Annotated in this window: 12 protein-coding genes and 1 tRNA gene; 11 read left to right on the top strand and 2 right to left on the bottom strand. The window is 42.4% G+C overall.

Features of this window, described 5'->3' with window-relative positions; translation table 11 throughout:
• Positions 1-16 precede the first annotated feature (16 nt).
• The 11 genes from tuf (at position 17) to AC2SLM_RS12495 (ending at position 15,570) form a co-directional block, all read left to right on the top strand.
• The gene (gene tuf, locus AC2SLM_RS12445) at positions 17-1,207 is read left to right on the top strand and encodes an elongation factor Tu (RefSeq protein ID WP_486543348.1); all 1,191 of its coding nucleotides are present in this window, start codon (positions 17-19) and stop codon (positions 1,205-1,207) included.
• A 414-nt stretch (positions 1,208-1,621) separates the two neighbouring features.
• Positions 1,622-1,697 (top strand) — tRNA-Trp (locus AC2SLM_RS12450).
• 99 nt (positions 1,698-1,796) lie between these two features.
• Positions 1,797-2,273, top strand: a complete 477-nt coding sequence (secE, locus tag AC2SLM_RS12455) for a preprotein translocase subunit SecE (protein ID WP_486543246.1) — start codon at positions 1,797-1,799, stop codon at positions 2,271-2,273.
• Between the two features lie 171 nt (positions 2,274-2,444).
• Positions 2,445-2,975: a transcription termination/antitermination protein NusG gene (nusG, locus tag AC2SLM_RS12460; protein ID WP_486543248.1), complete on the top strand. Its 531-nt coding sequence runs from the start codon at positions 2,445-2,447 to the stop codon at positions 2,973-2,975.
• 116 nt (positions 2,976-3,091) lie between these two features.
• Positions 3,092-3,523, top strand: a complete 432-nt coding sequence (gene rplK / locus AC2SLM_RS12465) for a 50S ribosomal protein L11 (protein WP_486543250.1) — start codon at positions 3,092-3,094, stop codon at positions 3,521-3,523.
• Positions 3,524-4,225, top strand: a complete 702-nt coding sequence (rplA, locus tag AC2SLM_RS12470; RefSeq protein WP_486554215.1) for a 50S ribosomal protein L1 — start codon at positions 3,524-3,526, stop codon at positions 4,223-4,225. It abuts the gene before it with no gap.
• 463 nt (positions 4,226-4,688) lie between these two features.
• A complete protein-coding gene (gene rplJ, locus AC2SLM_RS12475; RefSeq protein ID WP_486543254.1) occupies positions 4,689-5,216 on the top strand; it encodes a 50S ribosomal protein L10 in 528 nt (175 codons plus the stop codon).
• 110 nt (positions 5,217-5,326) lie between these two features.
• A complete protein-coding gene (rplL, locus tag AC2SLM_RS12480; protein WP_486543256.1) occupies positions 5,327-5,704 on the top strand; it encodes a 50S ribosomal protein L7/L12 in 378 nt (125 codons plus the stop codon).
• Between the two features lie 639 nt (positions 5,705-6,343).
• Complete coding sequence (gene rpoB, locus AC2SLM_RS12485) at positions 6,344-10,462, top strand: DNA-directed RNA polymerase subunit beta (protein ID WP_486543258.1); 4,119 nt, start codon at positions 6,344-6,346, stop codon at positions 10,460-10,462.
• A gap of 223 nt (positions 10,463-10,685) precedes the next feature.
• A complete protein-coding gene (gene rpoC / locus AC2SLM_RS12490; RefSeq protein WP_486554216.1) occupies positions 10,686-14,918 on the top strand; it encodes a DNA-directed RNA polymerase subunit beta' in 4,233 nt (1,410 codons plus the stop codon).
• Between the two features lie 142 nt (positions 14,919-15,060).
• Positions 15,061-15,570 carry a DUF6586 family protein gene (locus AC2SLM_RS12495; RefSeq protein WP_486554217.1) on the top strand — a complete coding sequence of 170 codons (510 nt, stop codon included), beginning with the start codon at positions 15,061-15,063 and terminating at the stop codon, positions 15,568-15,570.
• Between the two features lie 100 nt (positions 15,571-15,670).
• On the opposite strand, the gene AC2SLM_RS12500 is transcribed toward AC2SLM_RS12495, so the two are convergent.
• Together AC2SLM_RS12500 and AC2SLM_RS12505 are read right to left on the bottom strand one after the other, a co-directional pair.
• A complete protein-coding gene (locus tag AC2SLM_RS12500; protein ID WP_486554219.1) occupies positions 15,671-16,342 on the bottom strand; it encodes a DUF4442 domain-containing protein in 672 nt (223 codons plus the stop codon).
• A 260-nt stretch (positions 16,343-16,602) separates the two neighbouring features.
• The coding region (locus tag AC2SLM_RS12505; protein ID WP_486554221.1) for an integrase core domain-containing protein at positions 16,603-16,688 on the bottom strand (86 nt) is incomplete at its 5' end.

Below are 16,688 nucleotides of genomic sequence, written 5' to 3' on the forward strand. Positions count from 1 at the left end.
AAAAGAGGACACACACATGGCAAAGGCCAAGTTTGAACGTAACAAACCGCACGTTAACGTTGGTACCATCGGTCACGTTGACCACGGTAAAACCACACTAACAGCTGCTATCGCAACTGTCGCTGCTAAAACTTCAGGCGGCGAAGCAAAAGACTACGCGTCAATTGACTCAGCACCAGAAGAAAAAGCACGTGGTATTACCATTAACACCTCACACATTGAGTATGACACTGAAGCACGTCACTACGCACACGTAGACTGCCCAGGTCACGCTGACTATGTTAAAAACATGATTACTGGTGCGGCACAGATGGACGGCGCTATTCTAGTAGTATCTGCTACTGACGGCCCAATGCCACAGACACGTGAGCACATCTTGTTATCACGTCAGGTTGGCGTACCATACATCATCGTATTCATGAACAAATGTGACATGGTTGATGACGAAGAATTACTTGAGCTAGTAGAAATGGAAGTACGTGAATTACTTTCTGACTACGACTTCCCAGGTGATGACACCCCAATCATCAAAGGTTCTGCACTAGAAGCTCTAAATGGTAACGACGGTAAGTATGGTGAGCCAGCAGTTATCGAACTACTAGAAACTCTAGACACTTACATCCCAGAACCAGAGCGTGACGTTGACAAAGCATTCCTAATGCCAATCGAAGACGTATTCTCAATCTCAGGTCGTGGTACTGTTGTAACTGGCCGTGTTGAGTCTGGTGTAGTACGTGTTGGTGACGAAATCGAAATTGTTGGTATTCGTGATACTCAAAAGACGACGTGTACTGGTATCGAGATGTTCCGTAAGTTACTAGACGAAGGTCGTGCTGGTGAGAACTGTGGTGTACTATTACGTGGTACTAAGCGTGAAGACGTACAACGTGGTCAAGTACTTGCTAAGCCAGGTTCAATCACTCCACACACCAAGTTTGACGCAGAAGTATACGTACTATCAAAAGAAGAAGGTGGTCGTCACACGCCATTCCTAAATGGTTACCGTCCACAGTTCTACTTCCGTACTACTGACGTAACGGGTGCTATCTCATTACAAGACGGTACTGAAATGGTAATGCCAGGCGATAACGTTGAGATGAGCGTAGAGCTAATCCACCCAATCGCTATGGACAAAGGTTTACGTTTCGCAATTCGCGAAGGTGGCCGTACTGTAGGTGCGGGTGTTGTTGCTAGCGTTAAAGACTAATATCTTTAATCGTTAATACAGCGTAAAGCTAAAAAACCGTCTCATTCGAGACGGTTTTTTTGTAGCTGATCATTGGAAATCATAGTCATATGATAGGCATAGATTCTCTATATAATATATCTATAAGGTACTGAGCAGCTCATCCACTTCTTTAAGCTGCTTTTGAGGAACCAGTAGTAAAGACTGACAGAGAATAACCTTATATTTAGTGACTCGATATTTAGTGACTCGTAAAAATTAAACCGTTTAAATTAATTATACTCACCCTAAATTTTGAGATTTGAGTATGGAATAGGGGGCTTGAATCGACCCAAAACCGATTAAGATCAAAAGATTAGTGAAGATTCCTACTTAGTAGGCTCATCAAGGGTTGCAATCCATAAAAAAAGTTGTATAATGGTCAGCCTTAACTACAGGCGATTGGCTCAATTGGTAGAGCATCGGTTTCCAAAACCGAGGGTTGGGGGTTCGAGTCCCTCATCGCCTGCCACATTTTTTAACTGTCTCAGTTTATTAGTACACTCTCTCCTTTTACCATACAGATAGGCGGTTTTTAACTCTATCGTCTAAGTCGTAAGGCAAATCAATTATGAGCAACCAACAAGATAACCTAGATAACAAGTTATCTGATAAAAAGCAGAGCGCTCATAATTCGCTAGGTAAAACGATTTCTAATAAACAGAGCGCAGTTGAAGTTGCAAAAACCCGTTCGCCAAAAGATATGGCGTTATGGGCACTTGCATTTGTTGCGTTAATAGGGGCGACTCTTGTTAACTACAAGCTGCCAGGTATTTGGCAACCTGCTAACGATTTGTGGGTTCGTATTGGCTTAACGGCTGCTTTGGTCATTTTTGCCATGATTTGTTTGGCATTAACCAACCAAGGTCGTAGTTTTAAAATCTTACTAAAAGATGCCAGTATCGAGCTGCGCCGAGTAACTTGGCCAACGAAAAGTGAGACCATTCAGTACACATGGCAATCATTATTAGTCATCGGTATTGTGGCAGTGATCGTTTGGTTGTTAGATAACTTATTTAATTGGTTGGTCGGTATATTTATCGGTTAATCAGCTTCTATGATAGGTTTCTTTAGAAGAATTTGAATAAGTATTGGCACCGCCATAAGCGTTAACAAAACAAAATTTAATATTGTCAGGGCTGGGCTTAAGAAGATATTTTAAGCAATGCAGCCTGTTTTTTTAATCAGCAATCGTTTGATTGACGTCATGGAGAAACATATGCGCTGGTATATCGTGCAAGCATTTTCAGGATATGAAAAGCAAGTCCAACGCTATTTGACGGATCGTATCAATCGCAGTGAGTTCGCTGATAGCTTCGGTGAGGTTTTAGTACCTACTGAAGAAGTCGTTGAAATGAAAGACGGCAAAAAGCGTAAAAGTGAACGTAAATTCTTTCCAGGCTACGTATTAGTAGAAATGGAAATGAATGATGATACTTGGCACATTGTTAATGATTGCCCACGTATTACTGGATTTATCGGTGGAACACCAGAGAATCCAGCACCGATTACTAAAGTTGAAGCGGATCGTATTTTAAATCGTCTAAAACAAACTGAAGAAGCACCGCGTCCTAAAACACTGTTTGAACCAGGTGAAGAAGTTCTGGTTATTGATGGACCGTTTACAGACTTTAAAGGTTTGGTTGAAAAGGTCGACTACGAAAAGTCTAAATTACAGTTAACAGTAAACGTATTTAACAGACCAACTCAGGTCGAATTAGAGTTTAGTAAAGTTGAGAAGTTAAGCTAATCAGCTAAGCTAAATATTTTAACCCCCGGGGAGCGGATCGCTCTACTTATCAACTTGCTTTAACGAACTTGGTAAGTGTGAGCAGAAAGCGTTATCACCCGTAAAGGAGAAAACTCATGGCTAAGAAGATTGATGGTTACATCAAACTACAAGTGCCTGCTGGCAAAGCAAACCCTTCACCACCAATTGGTCCTGCACTGGGTCAAAAAGGTGTGAACATCATGGCATTCTGTAAAGAGTTCAATGCAGCAACTGCTAGCATGGAACCTGGTCTGCCAATTCCAACTGAAATTACAGTTTATGCTGATAAATCATTTACATTTATCATGAAGTCGCCACCGGCAGCATTCTTACTGCGTAAAGCAGCAGGTATTGCTAAAGGTTCTGGTGTACCTAACGTAACTAAAGTTGGTAAAGTAACTCGTGCGCAGCTTGAAGAAATCGTTCAAACTAAAAACGCTGATTTGACCGCTGCTGACATGGATGCTGCTGTACGTACCATCGCTGGTACTGCACGTTCAATGGGCATCGAAGTGGAGGGTGTGTAAATGAGTAAACTTACTAAACGTCAAAAAATGATCGCTGAGCATGTAGAAAACGAAAAGTTATACACTCTTGAAGAAGCGGTAAACATCTTAAACGACCTACCACCTCTTAAATTTAAAGAGTCAGTTGATATCGCTATCAACCTAGGTGTTGATCCACGTAAATCAGACCAAGTAGTTCGTGGTGCAACTAACCTACCTGCTGGTACTGGTAAAACTAAGCGCGTTGCTGTATTCGCTCAAGGCGCTGCTGCAGATGCTGCTAAAGAAGCTGGTGCTGACGTTGTTGGTATGGACGATCTTGCGGAACAAGTTAAAGCGGGCAATCTAGACTTTGACGTTGTTATCGCAGCGCCTGACGCAATGCGCGTTGTGGGTCAGTTAGGTACTATCTTAGGTCCACGTGGTCTTATGCCTAACCCTAAAGTGGGGACAGTTACTCCTAACGTTGCTGAAGCAGTTACTAATGCTAAAGCAGGTCAGGCGACTTACCGTGTAGATAAAGCAGGTATCATCCACACAACTATCGGTCAGGTTGGTTTTACTGTTGAGCAGATCGAGCAAAACGCTAAAGCGTTAATTAGCGACATTAAGCGTGCGAAGCCTGCTACCTCTAAAGGTATCTACATCAAGAAAATCACTATATCTAGCACGATGGGCCCTGGTATCACTTTAGATCCAGTTCCATATCGTATCGCTAAGTAATTTAGCCGTTTTATTGATGATTAGTGATAATTTGAGAGCTGTTTACTTAGTCTCTTAAATTATCCCCCAAATTTAAAGTTTTAAATATTAGGTCAGCTTAGCCAAAGCTATGCTGTCTAAGACCGTAGGTAAGTGCTCAGTCTTTGATTAATCTCTTTATGAGGCTAATGAAAACAACAGTACTGTTAATTGATATTGGTGTTAAAGCGGGTTATGTATTTAACTGGATTTAGCCCAATGTTGGCCTACGCAGACGGTGACCAAAAAGGTTTGATCGTGGGAATTGTATTAGGTTAACTAATTGACTCTCTCATTCATTCTGATAAAGGTGCCGTATTCAGCGTTATTAAAGCCGCCTTCTAAATAAGAGTTCGCTTTTACTTAGTTGGCAACAAGGCTTTAATAATAGAAACGTCAATTCAGCATTGTTTATTCAATGTTGATGAGATCAAGGAGTCAACTCATGGCATTAACGCTAGAACAGAAACAAAAAGTTGTGGCTGAAGTGTCTGAAGTTGCTGCAAATGCTTATTCAGCAGTTGCTGCTGATTATCATGGCCTTGAAGTAGCTCAGTTAACTGCGCTACGTAACCAAGCTCGTGAGAAAGGTGTTGTACTTAAAGTTGTTAAAAACACGCTTGCTAAGCGTGCTTTTGAAGGTACTAGCTTTGAGTGCATGTCAGATAAGATGGTTGGCCCATTGTTATTGGCTTTTTCTACTGAAGATTTAGGTTCTGCTGCTCGAGTTATTTTTGAATTCAGCAAAGAAAATAAAGCTTTAGAAACTAAGCTTGTATCAGTTGGTGGCGAGTTGTTTGGTCCTGAGGAATTAGAGCGCGTATCTAAGCTTCCAACACGCGACGAAGCACTATCTATCTTGATGGCAACAATGAAAGCACCAGTAACGAAACTAGCTCAGACTTTAAACGCAGTCCCAAGCAAGTTTGTTCGTACTGTTGCAGCAGTAAAAGACGCAAAAGAAGCTGCTTAATCACTATTAGCTGTTTTCGGTTTGTGCAATGGAATGAATGCCTAGTGGCATAACCCAATTGTATAAACCTTAATTAATCACTTTAAATTTATCAGAAATGGAGAAATCCCATGGCACTATCTAGAGAAGATGTGTTAAACGCAATCGCTGAAATGTCAGTAATGGATATCGTTGAACTAATCAGCGAAATGGAAGAAAAATTCGGCGTAACAGCAGCTGCTGCTGTTGCTGCTGCACCTGCCGCTGCTGCTGGTGGCGCTGCTGCTGCTGAAGAAAAAGACGAATTTGACGTAATTCTAGCTAGCTTCGGCGAGAAGAAAGTTGCTGTAATTAAAGCAGTTCGCGAAGCAACTGGCCTTGGCTTGAAAGAAGCTAAAGAATTAGTTGAAGGCGCTCCAGCTCCAATTAAAGAAGGCGCAAACAAAGCAGAAGCAGAAGAGCTTAAGAAAAAGCTTGAAGAAGCTGGTGCTACTGTAGAGCTTAAGTAATAGATTTTATATCTAATACTTGAAAGATTTTATAGGCAGTCGTTTTAATAGCTGTCTTATAATACTAAAAAGCCAACAATGGTAAGTTCATTGTTGGCTTTTTTAATGCTAGACCTTTTGACTTGATATTTGGTTCAACTTATTGTATAATTCCGCACTTGACCTTTTGTATTAGCCTAAATGGTTGGCAAGCGTCACGTTAATATCTTACCAACATCAGCTCAACGAACGTTTAGCGATTAATACAGACCAAGGGACAGACAATTTGCATGTTTAAAACATCGTTAGCTTCTATCCTTTTTATTTAGACCTAGGTACGTTCGTGCTTGGGGTTTTCTTGCATCTGTCATTTGGCATCTTTTAACCTAAATTAACCACTTTTTTTGTACTAATAAGTTCATTATTAACTACTATAATAACCATTAGCTATTAACGTATGTAATGGGTTTGGCGGCGTCGACGCTCAAAATAATGAGTTACACGTCATGATAGTCATGCACAACAGGCATTTATCAAAGGTCATTCTCACTGTTTCAATCTGATGATTCTCGCTTAAATGCTCGATTGTTTGGTAATTACTAAATAGTCAAGATTTAAAAAAGATCATTTTTATTTTACTGTCTACTGTAAGGACTCTCGATGGCATATTCCTATACTGAAAAAAAACGTATTCGCAAAAGTTTTGCCGAGTTGCCGCACGTAATGGATATCCCGTATCTACTGGCAATTCAAGTGGATTCCTATGAGCAATTTTTGCAGGAAAATAAAAAGCCTAAAGCGCGTGAGAATACCGGCCTACAAGCTGCATTTTCATCTATTTTCCCAATCGAAAGCAATTCAAATAACGCTGAACTTCAGTTCGTTGAGTACTATTTAGGTGCGCCAGAGTTTGATGAGCGCGAGTGTATTTCTCGTGGTTCGACCTATGCAGCACCGCTACGCGTAAAAATTCGCCTAGTAATCAAAGATAAAGATAGCAAAGATAAAAATAGCAAAGCGGCTATTAAAGACATTCGTGAACAGAATGTTTATATGGGTGAAATCCCATTAATGACTAACAATGGTACCTTTATTATTAATGGTACTGAGCGTGTGATCGTATCTCAGCTACATCGTTCACCTGGTGTGTTCTTTGACCACGATAAAGGTAAGTCACATTCAAGTGGTAAAGTACTTTATAACGCCCGTATTATCCCTTACCGTGGTTCATGGTTAGACTTTGAGTTTGATGCTAAAGATTTAGTGTTCGCTCGTATTGACCGTCGTCGTAAACTACTTGGTACGATTATCCTACGTGCCTTAGGCATGGATACTCAAGAGATTCTAGATACATTCTTTGAAAAAGTATCTGTTTATAAAGGCGAAGAGCAGTTTGAAATTGATTTAGTTGCTGATCGTCTACGCGGCGAAATGGCTCAGTTCGATATCGTATCTCCAGAAGGTGAAGTGCTGGTTGAACAAGGTAAACGTATTAACGCACGCCGTATTCGCCAAATCGAACAGTCTGGCATGAAGAAGCTGGCCATACCTGATGAATATTTATATGAGCGTATTTTAGCTGAAGATATCGTTGTTAACGATGAGGTTATCGCTAAAGCAAACACGCTTATTGACCATGAATTATTGGTTAAGCTAAGTGCCTTTGAAGCCAGTGATTCAATCAAAGAGTTTAAGATTCTATTCACTAACGATATCGATCATGGTACCTATATCGCTGATACCTTACGTGCTGATAGCACCGGTAGCCGAGAAGAGGCACTAATCGAAATCTACAAAGTGATGCGTCCAGGTGAGCCGCCAACGATTGATACGGCTGAAAAATTGTTCGATAGTATGTTCTTTAACGCCGATCGTTATGACTTATCTAACGTTGGTCGTATGAAGTTCAACCGCCGTCTGGGTCGTACGTTTGAAAACACGGATGATCCAGATATCAAACGTGAACAAAGCGTATTAACCAAAGAAGATATCATTGATGTACTTAAAGAGCTTATCAATATCCGTAACGGTATTGGTGAAGTGGATGATATCGATCACTTAGGTAACCGCCGTATTCGTTCAGTGGGCGAAATGGCAGAAAACCAATTCCGTGTGGGTCTAGTACGTGTGGAGCGTGCGGTTAAAGAGCGTTTAAGCTCTGCTGAGTCTGATAACTTATCACCACAGGATTTAATTAACTCTAAGCCGGTAGCGGCTGCGGTTAAAGAATTTTTTGGTTCGAGCCAGTTATCTCAGTTCATGGACCAAAATAACCCATTGTCAGAAGTTACGCATAAGCGTCGTATCTCAGCGCTGGGCCCAGGTGGTTTAACACGTGAACGCGCAGGCTTTGAAGTACGTGACGTTCACAACACTCACTATGGCCGTGTATGTCCAATTGAAACACCAGAAGGTCCAAACATTGGTCTGATTAACTCATTAGCGACATTCGCTAAGACCAACGAGTTTGGCTTCTTAGAAACGCCATATCGCAAAGTTGTTGACGGTAAAGTAACTGACGACATCGAATATCTATCTGCTATTGAAGAAGTAGGCACTGTTATTGCTCAGGCTGACTCTGAGTTAGATGAGAATGGTGTACTCGCTGAAGAAATGGTAATGGTACGTAGCGGTGGTGAATCTGTACGTATGCCAAGCGATAAAGTAACGCATATGGACGTATCACCAAGCCAGGTTGTCTCAGTTGCAGCAAGTTTGATTCCATTCCTAGAGCACGATGATGCTAACCGTGCATTAATGGGTTCTAACATGCAGCGTCAGGCTGTTCCTACCTTACGTGCTGATAAGCCATTAGTAGGTACCGGCATGGAGCGTCATGTTGCACGTGATTCGGGCGTTTGTGTTATCGCTCGCCGTGGTGGTGTGATTGAAGATGTTGATGCATCGCGTATCGTTGTTCGTGTAAACGAAGATGAGATTCAAGCTGGTGAAGCGGGTATCGATATTTATAACCTAATCAAATACACGCGTTCTAACCAGAACACTTGTATTAACCAGCGCATTATTGTTAACCAAGGCGATGCAATCGCTGGCGGTGACATTCTAGCTGATGGTCCATCAACCGATTTAGGTGAATTGGCTCTAGGTCAGAATATGCGTGTGGCATTCATGCCATGGAACGGTTATAACTTCGAAGACTCGATTTTATTATCTGAGCGTGTGGTTAAAGAAGACCGTTTCACGACGATTCACATTCAGGAATTAACCTGTGTAGCACGTGATACAAAACTAGGTACTGAAGAAATCACTGCCGATATTCCAAACGTTGGTGAAGCAGCACTATCTGCACTTGATGAGTCAGGTATTGTCTATATCGGTGCTGAAGTAGATGCTGGTGATATCCTAGTGGGTAAAGTAACTCCTAAAGGTGAAACCCAATTAACACCAGAAGAGAAGCTACTGAGAGCCATCTTCGGTGAGAAAGCAGCAGACGTTAAAGATACTTCTTTACGTGTGCCAACGTCTACCAAAGGTACGGTTATCGACGTTCAAGTATTTACCCGTGATGGCGTAGAAAAAGATAGCCGCGCTCGTGCAATCGAGAAATCGCAGCTTGATAACTACCGCAAAGATTTAAAAGAAGAGCTACGTATTTTTGAAGACGCAGCACGTAGTCGTATTGCTAACTTGCTTGATGGTCAACCTATCAGCGGCGGTGCTGGTCTTAAATCTGGTACTAAGCTTGAAGCTTCAGAACTGGGCGAGATGTCATTAGAAACATTACTAGACATTCAGCCAGTAGAGGAAGAAATCGCTGAGCGTATGACGCAGATTCAAGAGTTCTTGGTGGATAAGCAAAAAGACATCGATACTAAGTTCGCTGAGAAGAAACGTAAACTAACAGCGGGTGATGATCTGGCGCATGGCGTACAGAAAATCGTTAAGGTTTATCTAGCGGTTAAACGCCGTATCCAGCCTGGTGACAAGATGGCTGGTCGTCATGGTAACAAAGGTGTTGTATCACGTATTATGCCTGTTGAAGACATGCCTTATGATGAGAACGGTAACCCAGTTGATATCGTATTGAACCCACTAGGTGTCCCTTCTCGTATGAACATCGGTCAGGTTCTTGAGACTCATTTAGGTATGGCTGCTAAAGGTCTTGGCGACAAGATTAACGGTATGCTAAAAGCGCAAGCTGCTGTGTCCGAATTACGTGAATTCTTAGATAAAATTTACAACAAAGTCGGCGGTGAGCAAGTTGATTTAGACAGCCTAAGCGATGATGATATCATGGCATTGGCGCAAAACTTACGTGAAGGTGTACCTATGGGTACTGCTGTATTTGACGGCGCACGCGAAGTTCAGATTGATGAGTTATTAGAGCTTGCGGGTTTCAATAAGTCTGGTCAACAAACTTTATATGATGGTCGTACAGGCGTTAAGTTTGACCGTCCTGTGACTGTTGGCTACATGTACATGTTGAAACTGAACCACTTGGTTGATGACAAGATGCATGCCCGTTCAACAGGTTCATACTCATTAGTAACGCAGCAGCCACTAGGTGGTAAAGCACAATTCGGTGGTCAGCGCTTCGGTGAGATGGAAGTTTGGGCACTAGAAGCATACGGTGCAACTTATACGTTGCAAGAGATGCTAACAGTGAAATCGGATGATGTTGAAGGTCGTACGCGCATGTATAAGAACATCGTCGATGGTGAGCAGTACATGGATCCAGGTATGCCTGAATCGTTCAACGTACTGACCAAAGAGATTAAGTCATTGGGTATTAATATTGAGCTAAAAGAAAGCAACTAGCATTAATAGGGTAGATGCAAGGTGTTAATCATCTTGTGTCTGCTCCGTTAGTCTTGATGAAGGTAGTCTATTTATTGTTGCACTTATTTCGCACCTTTAAATGGCAACTTTTATTACCCTTAACTCAGCCTAATTCATTGCCTTCAAACGGATGTTAACGTCAACAGATTTATTAGAAATACGTAGACCAACATACCGTGAACACATATAACGGAGAAGCAACTTGAAAGATTTACTCGATATTATGAAAAGCCCTGCCGACAATGGCAAACGTGAATTTGACAGCATTCAAATTTCATTGGCTGCTCCTGAGACTATTAAGTCATGGTCACATGGCGAAGTAAAAAAACCAGAAACAATTAACTACCGTACTTTTAAACCTGAACGTGACGGTCTGTTCTGTGCCAAAATTTTTGGCCCAGTAAAAGACTTTGAATGTTTATGTGGTAAATATAAGCGCCGTAAATTCCAAGGCGTGATTTGTGAAAAATGTGGCGTAGAAGTAACCACAGCTAAAGTTCGTCGTGACCGTATGGGCCACATCGATCTTGCTAGCCCAGTTGCGCATATTTGGTTCCTAAAATCATTACCAAGCCGCATCGGTCTATTACTTGATATGACATTACGTGATATCGAGCGCGTATTGTATTTCGAAAGCTATGTGGTAACTGATCCTGGTATGACATCACTTGAGAAGTATCAACTTCTTGACGATGAAGATTACTACAAAGCATTAGAAGAATTTGGTGATGAATTTATCGCTAAAATGGGTGCTGAAGCGGTTCAAGACTTACTAAAAGATATCGATATCGATTTAGAGATTGATGAACTACGTGAAGCCATCCCAAATACCGGTTCTGAAACCAAGCTTAAAAAGATGTCTAAGCGTCTTAAGCTATTAGAAGCATTCCGTGATTCTAATAACAAGCCTGAGTGGATGGTAATGAGCATCTTGCCAGTACTACCACCAGATTTACGTCCCCTCGTTCCGCTAGAAGGTGGCCGTTTTGCGACATCAGATCTAAACGATTTATATCGCCGTGTTATTAACCGTAACAACCGTCTAAAACGTCTATTAGAGCTTAACGCTCCTGACATTATTGTACGTAACGAAAAACGTATGCTACAAGAGTCAGTGGATGCCTTACTAGATAACGGTCGTCGTGGCCGTGCTATTACTGGTAGCAATAAGCGTCCATTAAAATCGCTTGCTGACATGATTAAAGGTAAGCAAGGTCGTTTCCGTCAAAACTTACTTGGTAAGCGAGTTGACTATTCTGGCCGTTCAGTAATTGTTGTTGGTCCGACACTACGTTTACATCAGTGTGGTCTGCCTAAGAAAATGGCACTTGAGCTATTCAAGCCATTTACTTATTCAAAATTGTTATCACACGGTATGGCGACAACCATCAAACAAGCCAAGAAGATGGTTGAGCGTGAAGAGCCACAAGTTTGGGATATGCTGGCCATGGTTATCCGTGAGCATCCAGTAATGCTTAACCGTGCACCAACACTTCACAGACTAGGTCTACAGGCATTTGAGCCAGTCCTTATTGAGGGTAAAGCCATTCAGCTTCACCCACTTGTCTGTACCGCATTTAACGCCGACTTCGACGGTGACCAAATGGCGGTACACGTACCGTTAACGCTAGAAGCACAGTTAGAGTGCCGTACCTTGATGATGTCAACGAACAACATCTTATCACCAGCAAACGGCGATCCGATTATTGTTCCATCACAAGACGTTGTACTTGGCTTGTACTATATCAGCCGCTCGTCAGTTAACGCAAAAGGCGAGGGCATGATTTTCGCAACCGTTAACGAGGCACTGCGTGCGATTGGTTCAAACGATTTACACGTAAACGCAAAAATTAAAGTACGTGTGACTGAAACCATCATCAATGAAGAGGATGGCACAGAGACTGAGGTTACGTCATTAAAAGACACTGTTGCCGGTCGTCTATTAATCTGGAACATCATGCCTAAAGGTATGAAGTTTGAAGAGTGTAACGTTGAGATGACTAAGAAAAACATCTCAAAACTGATGAACTCTTGCTACCGTACTCGCGGCGTGAAAAACAGTGTTATTTTTGCTGATCAATTAATGTATCTAGGTTTCGCTCAAGCGACGCTATCAGGTGTATCCATTGGTATCGAAGACATGGTTATTCCACCTAAGAAGAAGGAGCTTATCGAAGCAGCTGACGCTGAAGTCCGTGAAATCGAGCAACAGTTTGAGCAAGGTTTCGTAACGGCCGGTGAGCGCTATAACAAAGTTGTCGATATTTGGTCACGTACCAATGACAAAGTTGCAAAAGCGATGATGGATAACCTAGCGACTGATAAAGTAATCAATGCGCAGGGCGAAGAAGAAGAGCAGAAGTCATTTAACTCTATCTTCATCATGTCAGATTCCGGTGCTCGTGGTAGTGCGGCACAGATTCGTCAGTTAGCCGGTATGCGTGGTCTGATGGCTAAGCCAGATGGCTCTATTATCGAAACGCCAATTAAAGCAAACTTCCGTGAAGGTCTATCGGTTCTTCAGTACTTCATCTCGACTCACGGCGCACGTAAAGGTCTTGCTGATACCGCACTTAAGACAGCGAACTCGGGTTATCTAACGCGTCGTTTAGTTGACGTGGCGCAGGATTTGGTTATTACTGAAAACGATTGTGGCACTGACAAAGGTGTTCGCATGACCCCACATATTCAGGGTGGTGAGGTTATTGAGAAGCTAGGTGACCGTGTACTAGGTCGCGTTGTTGCTCAAGACGTTATGAGCCGTGATGACGAAGTATTGTTACCTGCTGGTACGCTAATCGATGAGCATGGCGTTAAAGTGATTGATGGTAACGGTATCGACGTTGTTTGGGTACGTTCAGTGATTACTTGTGATGTACCACATGGTGTTTGTGCCCAGTGTTATGGTCGTGACTTAGCACGTGGTCATAAAGTGAACATTGGTGAATCTGTCGGTGTTATGGCGGCTCAGTCAATTGGTGAGCCAGGCACTCAGTTAACCATGCGTACCTTCCACGTTGGTGGTGCAGCAAGTTCAACATCAGTAGACAACAGTGTTTCTGTCCGTAATGCTGGTTTCGTACGCTTCCATAATATGAAGACGGTTGAACACGTTGATGGTCACTTAGTTATCGTTTCACGTTCTGCTGAAATCGGCGTTGCTGATGATGTTGGTCGTGAGCGTGAGCGTTATAAAGTACCTTACGGTTCAAGTGTTCTTGTTAAAGATGGCGACGAAGTTGAAAGCGGTCAGTCTATCGCTAAATGGGATCCGCACACTCACCCAATTATCACCGAATTCGCGGGTAAAGCACGCTTCAGCGACATCACTGATGGCGCAACAGCGACCGTTAAAATTGATGAAGCAACGGGTATGAGCTCTTTTGAGATTCTTGGTCCTAAAGATAGACCAAGTAACGCCAAAGACTTACGTCCAGCGATTATTCTAGATACGACTGAAGGTAAAGAAGTGGTTTATTTCTTACCTGCAGAGACTATCATCCGTGTATCTGATGGTGAAGAAGTAACTGCCGGTTCTGTACTAGGCCGTGTACCACAAGCGACTTCTGGTACCAAAGATATTACCGGTGGTCTGCCACGTGTTGCTGACTTGTTCGAAGCACGTCGTCCGAAAGATCACGCTATCATGGCAGAGATGTCAGGTGTGGTAAGCTTCGGTACATCGACCAAAGGTAAGAACCGCTTCATTATCACTAATGAAGATGGCGAAGTACACGAAGAACTGATTCCAAAATGGCGTCAAATCAACGTATTCGAAAACGAAACCGTTGCCCGTGGTGAAGTGATTGCAGATGGTCCATTAAATCCGCATGACATCTTACGTCTACAAGGCGAAACGGCACTGGCTAATTATATTGTTGATGAAGTACAGGACGTTTACCGCTTGCAGGGTGTTAAGATTAACGATAAGCACATTGAAGTCATTATCCGTCAGATGCTACGCAAGGTAGAAGTAACTGATGCCGGTGATTCTAACTACTTCAAGGGCGATCAAGTTGAATACGCTGATGTGAAATCGACCAACGAGAAGCTATTGGCTGAAGATAAGTTTCCAGTTAAGTTTGAGCGTCAATTGCTTGGTATTACCAAAGCAAGCTTAGCAACAGAGAGCTTCATCTCCGCAGCGTCGTTCCAGGAAACAACACGTGTACTAACTGCTGCTGCCGTAACTGGTAAAGTGGATGAGTTACGTGGCCTGAAAGAGAACGTGGTTGTGGGTCGTCTGATCCCAGCGGGTACCGGTCTTGCTTACCATGCCGCTCGTAAGAAAGCGAAAGAAGGCAAGCCTGCTTATGACGTAGAAAGTGCGCTAGATGCAGCATTTGATATGGAAGCAAACAGTTCAGCTCAAGACTTCAGAAGTTTTGACGAAGCCTTTGCTCAAGAGCTTAGCCAAGACAAGCCAGGTCAATAAGCAAACCACCGCTTAATGATTTAAGCTTTCAAAGCTCATTGCTTTTGAAGTGACCTTTTAAGATAAAAAAAGCCGGCGCTATGCTGGCTTTTTTTATGGTACATTTATAACCTTACAAATATAAACAGGGTAGAGGTAATCTATGGCGGATAAGGGCAGAGTCGCACGCTATCAAGCAGATCGCACCAATCAGAAGTTTTACTTTTGCCGTTTGGCCTGCAAACAAGCGGGTGAGACCACCGACAAGCAGCATTATCAAGCGCATTGTGAATCGGCAATATTCCATTTGCAAGGCGCCTTATGGGCATTACTCCAAGAGCTGGCGCATTTTTATAATCTAGATACCAGTCAGCCGACTATTGAGTATATTGAGAGTGAGCTTGAGAAGAAGACATTAATCTCTCCTGAATTACAGCGTATAAAGATATCTCTTGAGTCCGGAGTGCTTGCAAATATTGGCAAGGCCTATCAGCGTTGTCAGTATGCGCCTGAGCCAGACAGCAAAGGCTTAGAGAGCAGCAGTCATGATTTGATTGTGAATGTAGTGACCTTATCGAATCAGTGGCTACCTGATGAGCAAACTATTCGTGAATGGCGTACAGAATTTATGAGTTTGGTTGATGAGATACGCGGTGGTATGGTTGAGTATTAATCGGCTATATGTAATTTAACGATACAAAAGCACTGCCGATAATCGGCAGTACTTTATATTTTTTAATACGTTAGCTAAGTATCGATATATGGCTATTGATTTATGCTTTTGTTTTGCCTTCTCGGCGCTGTTTTAGCTCTGATTTTGGAATCCATGCCCAAGTCATTTCAACCGTGATAGGGTCACGTTCATTGGTAGAGTCGCGGTCGTCAATCACACAAGGAATGACCATTTCACCTTTTGGATTGTCTAAGATATATTGACGTTGCTCATCACTTAATGTTGCAACGGCAGCAATTTGACCTTTTTGAATGGGGCGATAAAAGTTCACTTCATACGACTTAACCAGCAAGATACGGTCAGAAGGCAGGTTAATACCCAAAATAAAACCAGTCGCTGTTTCAGCCAATAAGGTGACCGCTACTGCATGTACGGTACCAATGTGATTCTGTACACCCTTTTTATTATCTAAGCTGACAACCAGTTTATTTGGGGTTACCTCTTCATAAACCACACCGGTTGTGCCCACATAAGGGACGATTCGGCTAAATGCCTTGGTTAATACAAATGACTGCGCTGATTGTGGTAATAAACGAACCGTCTTCAAAATCTTGGTAAATGGATTATTTACATCAAGCTTTTTATGAGCTGATTTGTCTGTTGATGACGTTTGTGTGACCGTTTTAGTCGTGCCTTTCGCTTGTGCTGCTGCCTTCATGGTTTTACTGGCAGCGCTAGAAACCGTGTTTATTACAGTATTTAGATGGCTCATAGTGAGTCCTTTCATCAATTGGGTAAGGGGTGGTTTTGTCAAATTTGTACAAAGTTTATATTAGGGCGTGTGGAACATTCGACCATGGCACTGGCGGCGACTATTTTTTAGTCAATATGCAGTGAAATTTTTGACGCTTAGTCATTCTAAGTTAGACAATTTCGCAATATATTGGCAAAAAAGAGTCCCGTCCCTGAGAACGGATTAAGCAAAGCACTGTGTAAATACCCCATTCTTAACACAACATCATCGTAGAATAATTAAGCCACCTGCCTGTACTCAGCAGGTGTCATATCATTAAGTGAATCATGGGGTCTTTCGGTGTTATAAACCTTGATCCATTCTT

Source organism: Psychrobacter sp. CX16, from assembly GCF_057396245.1.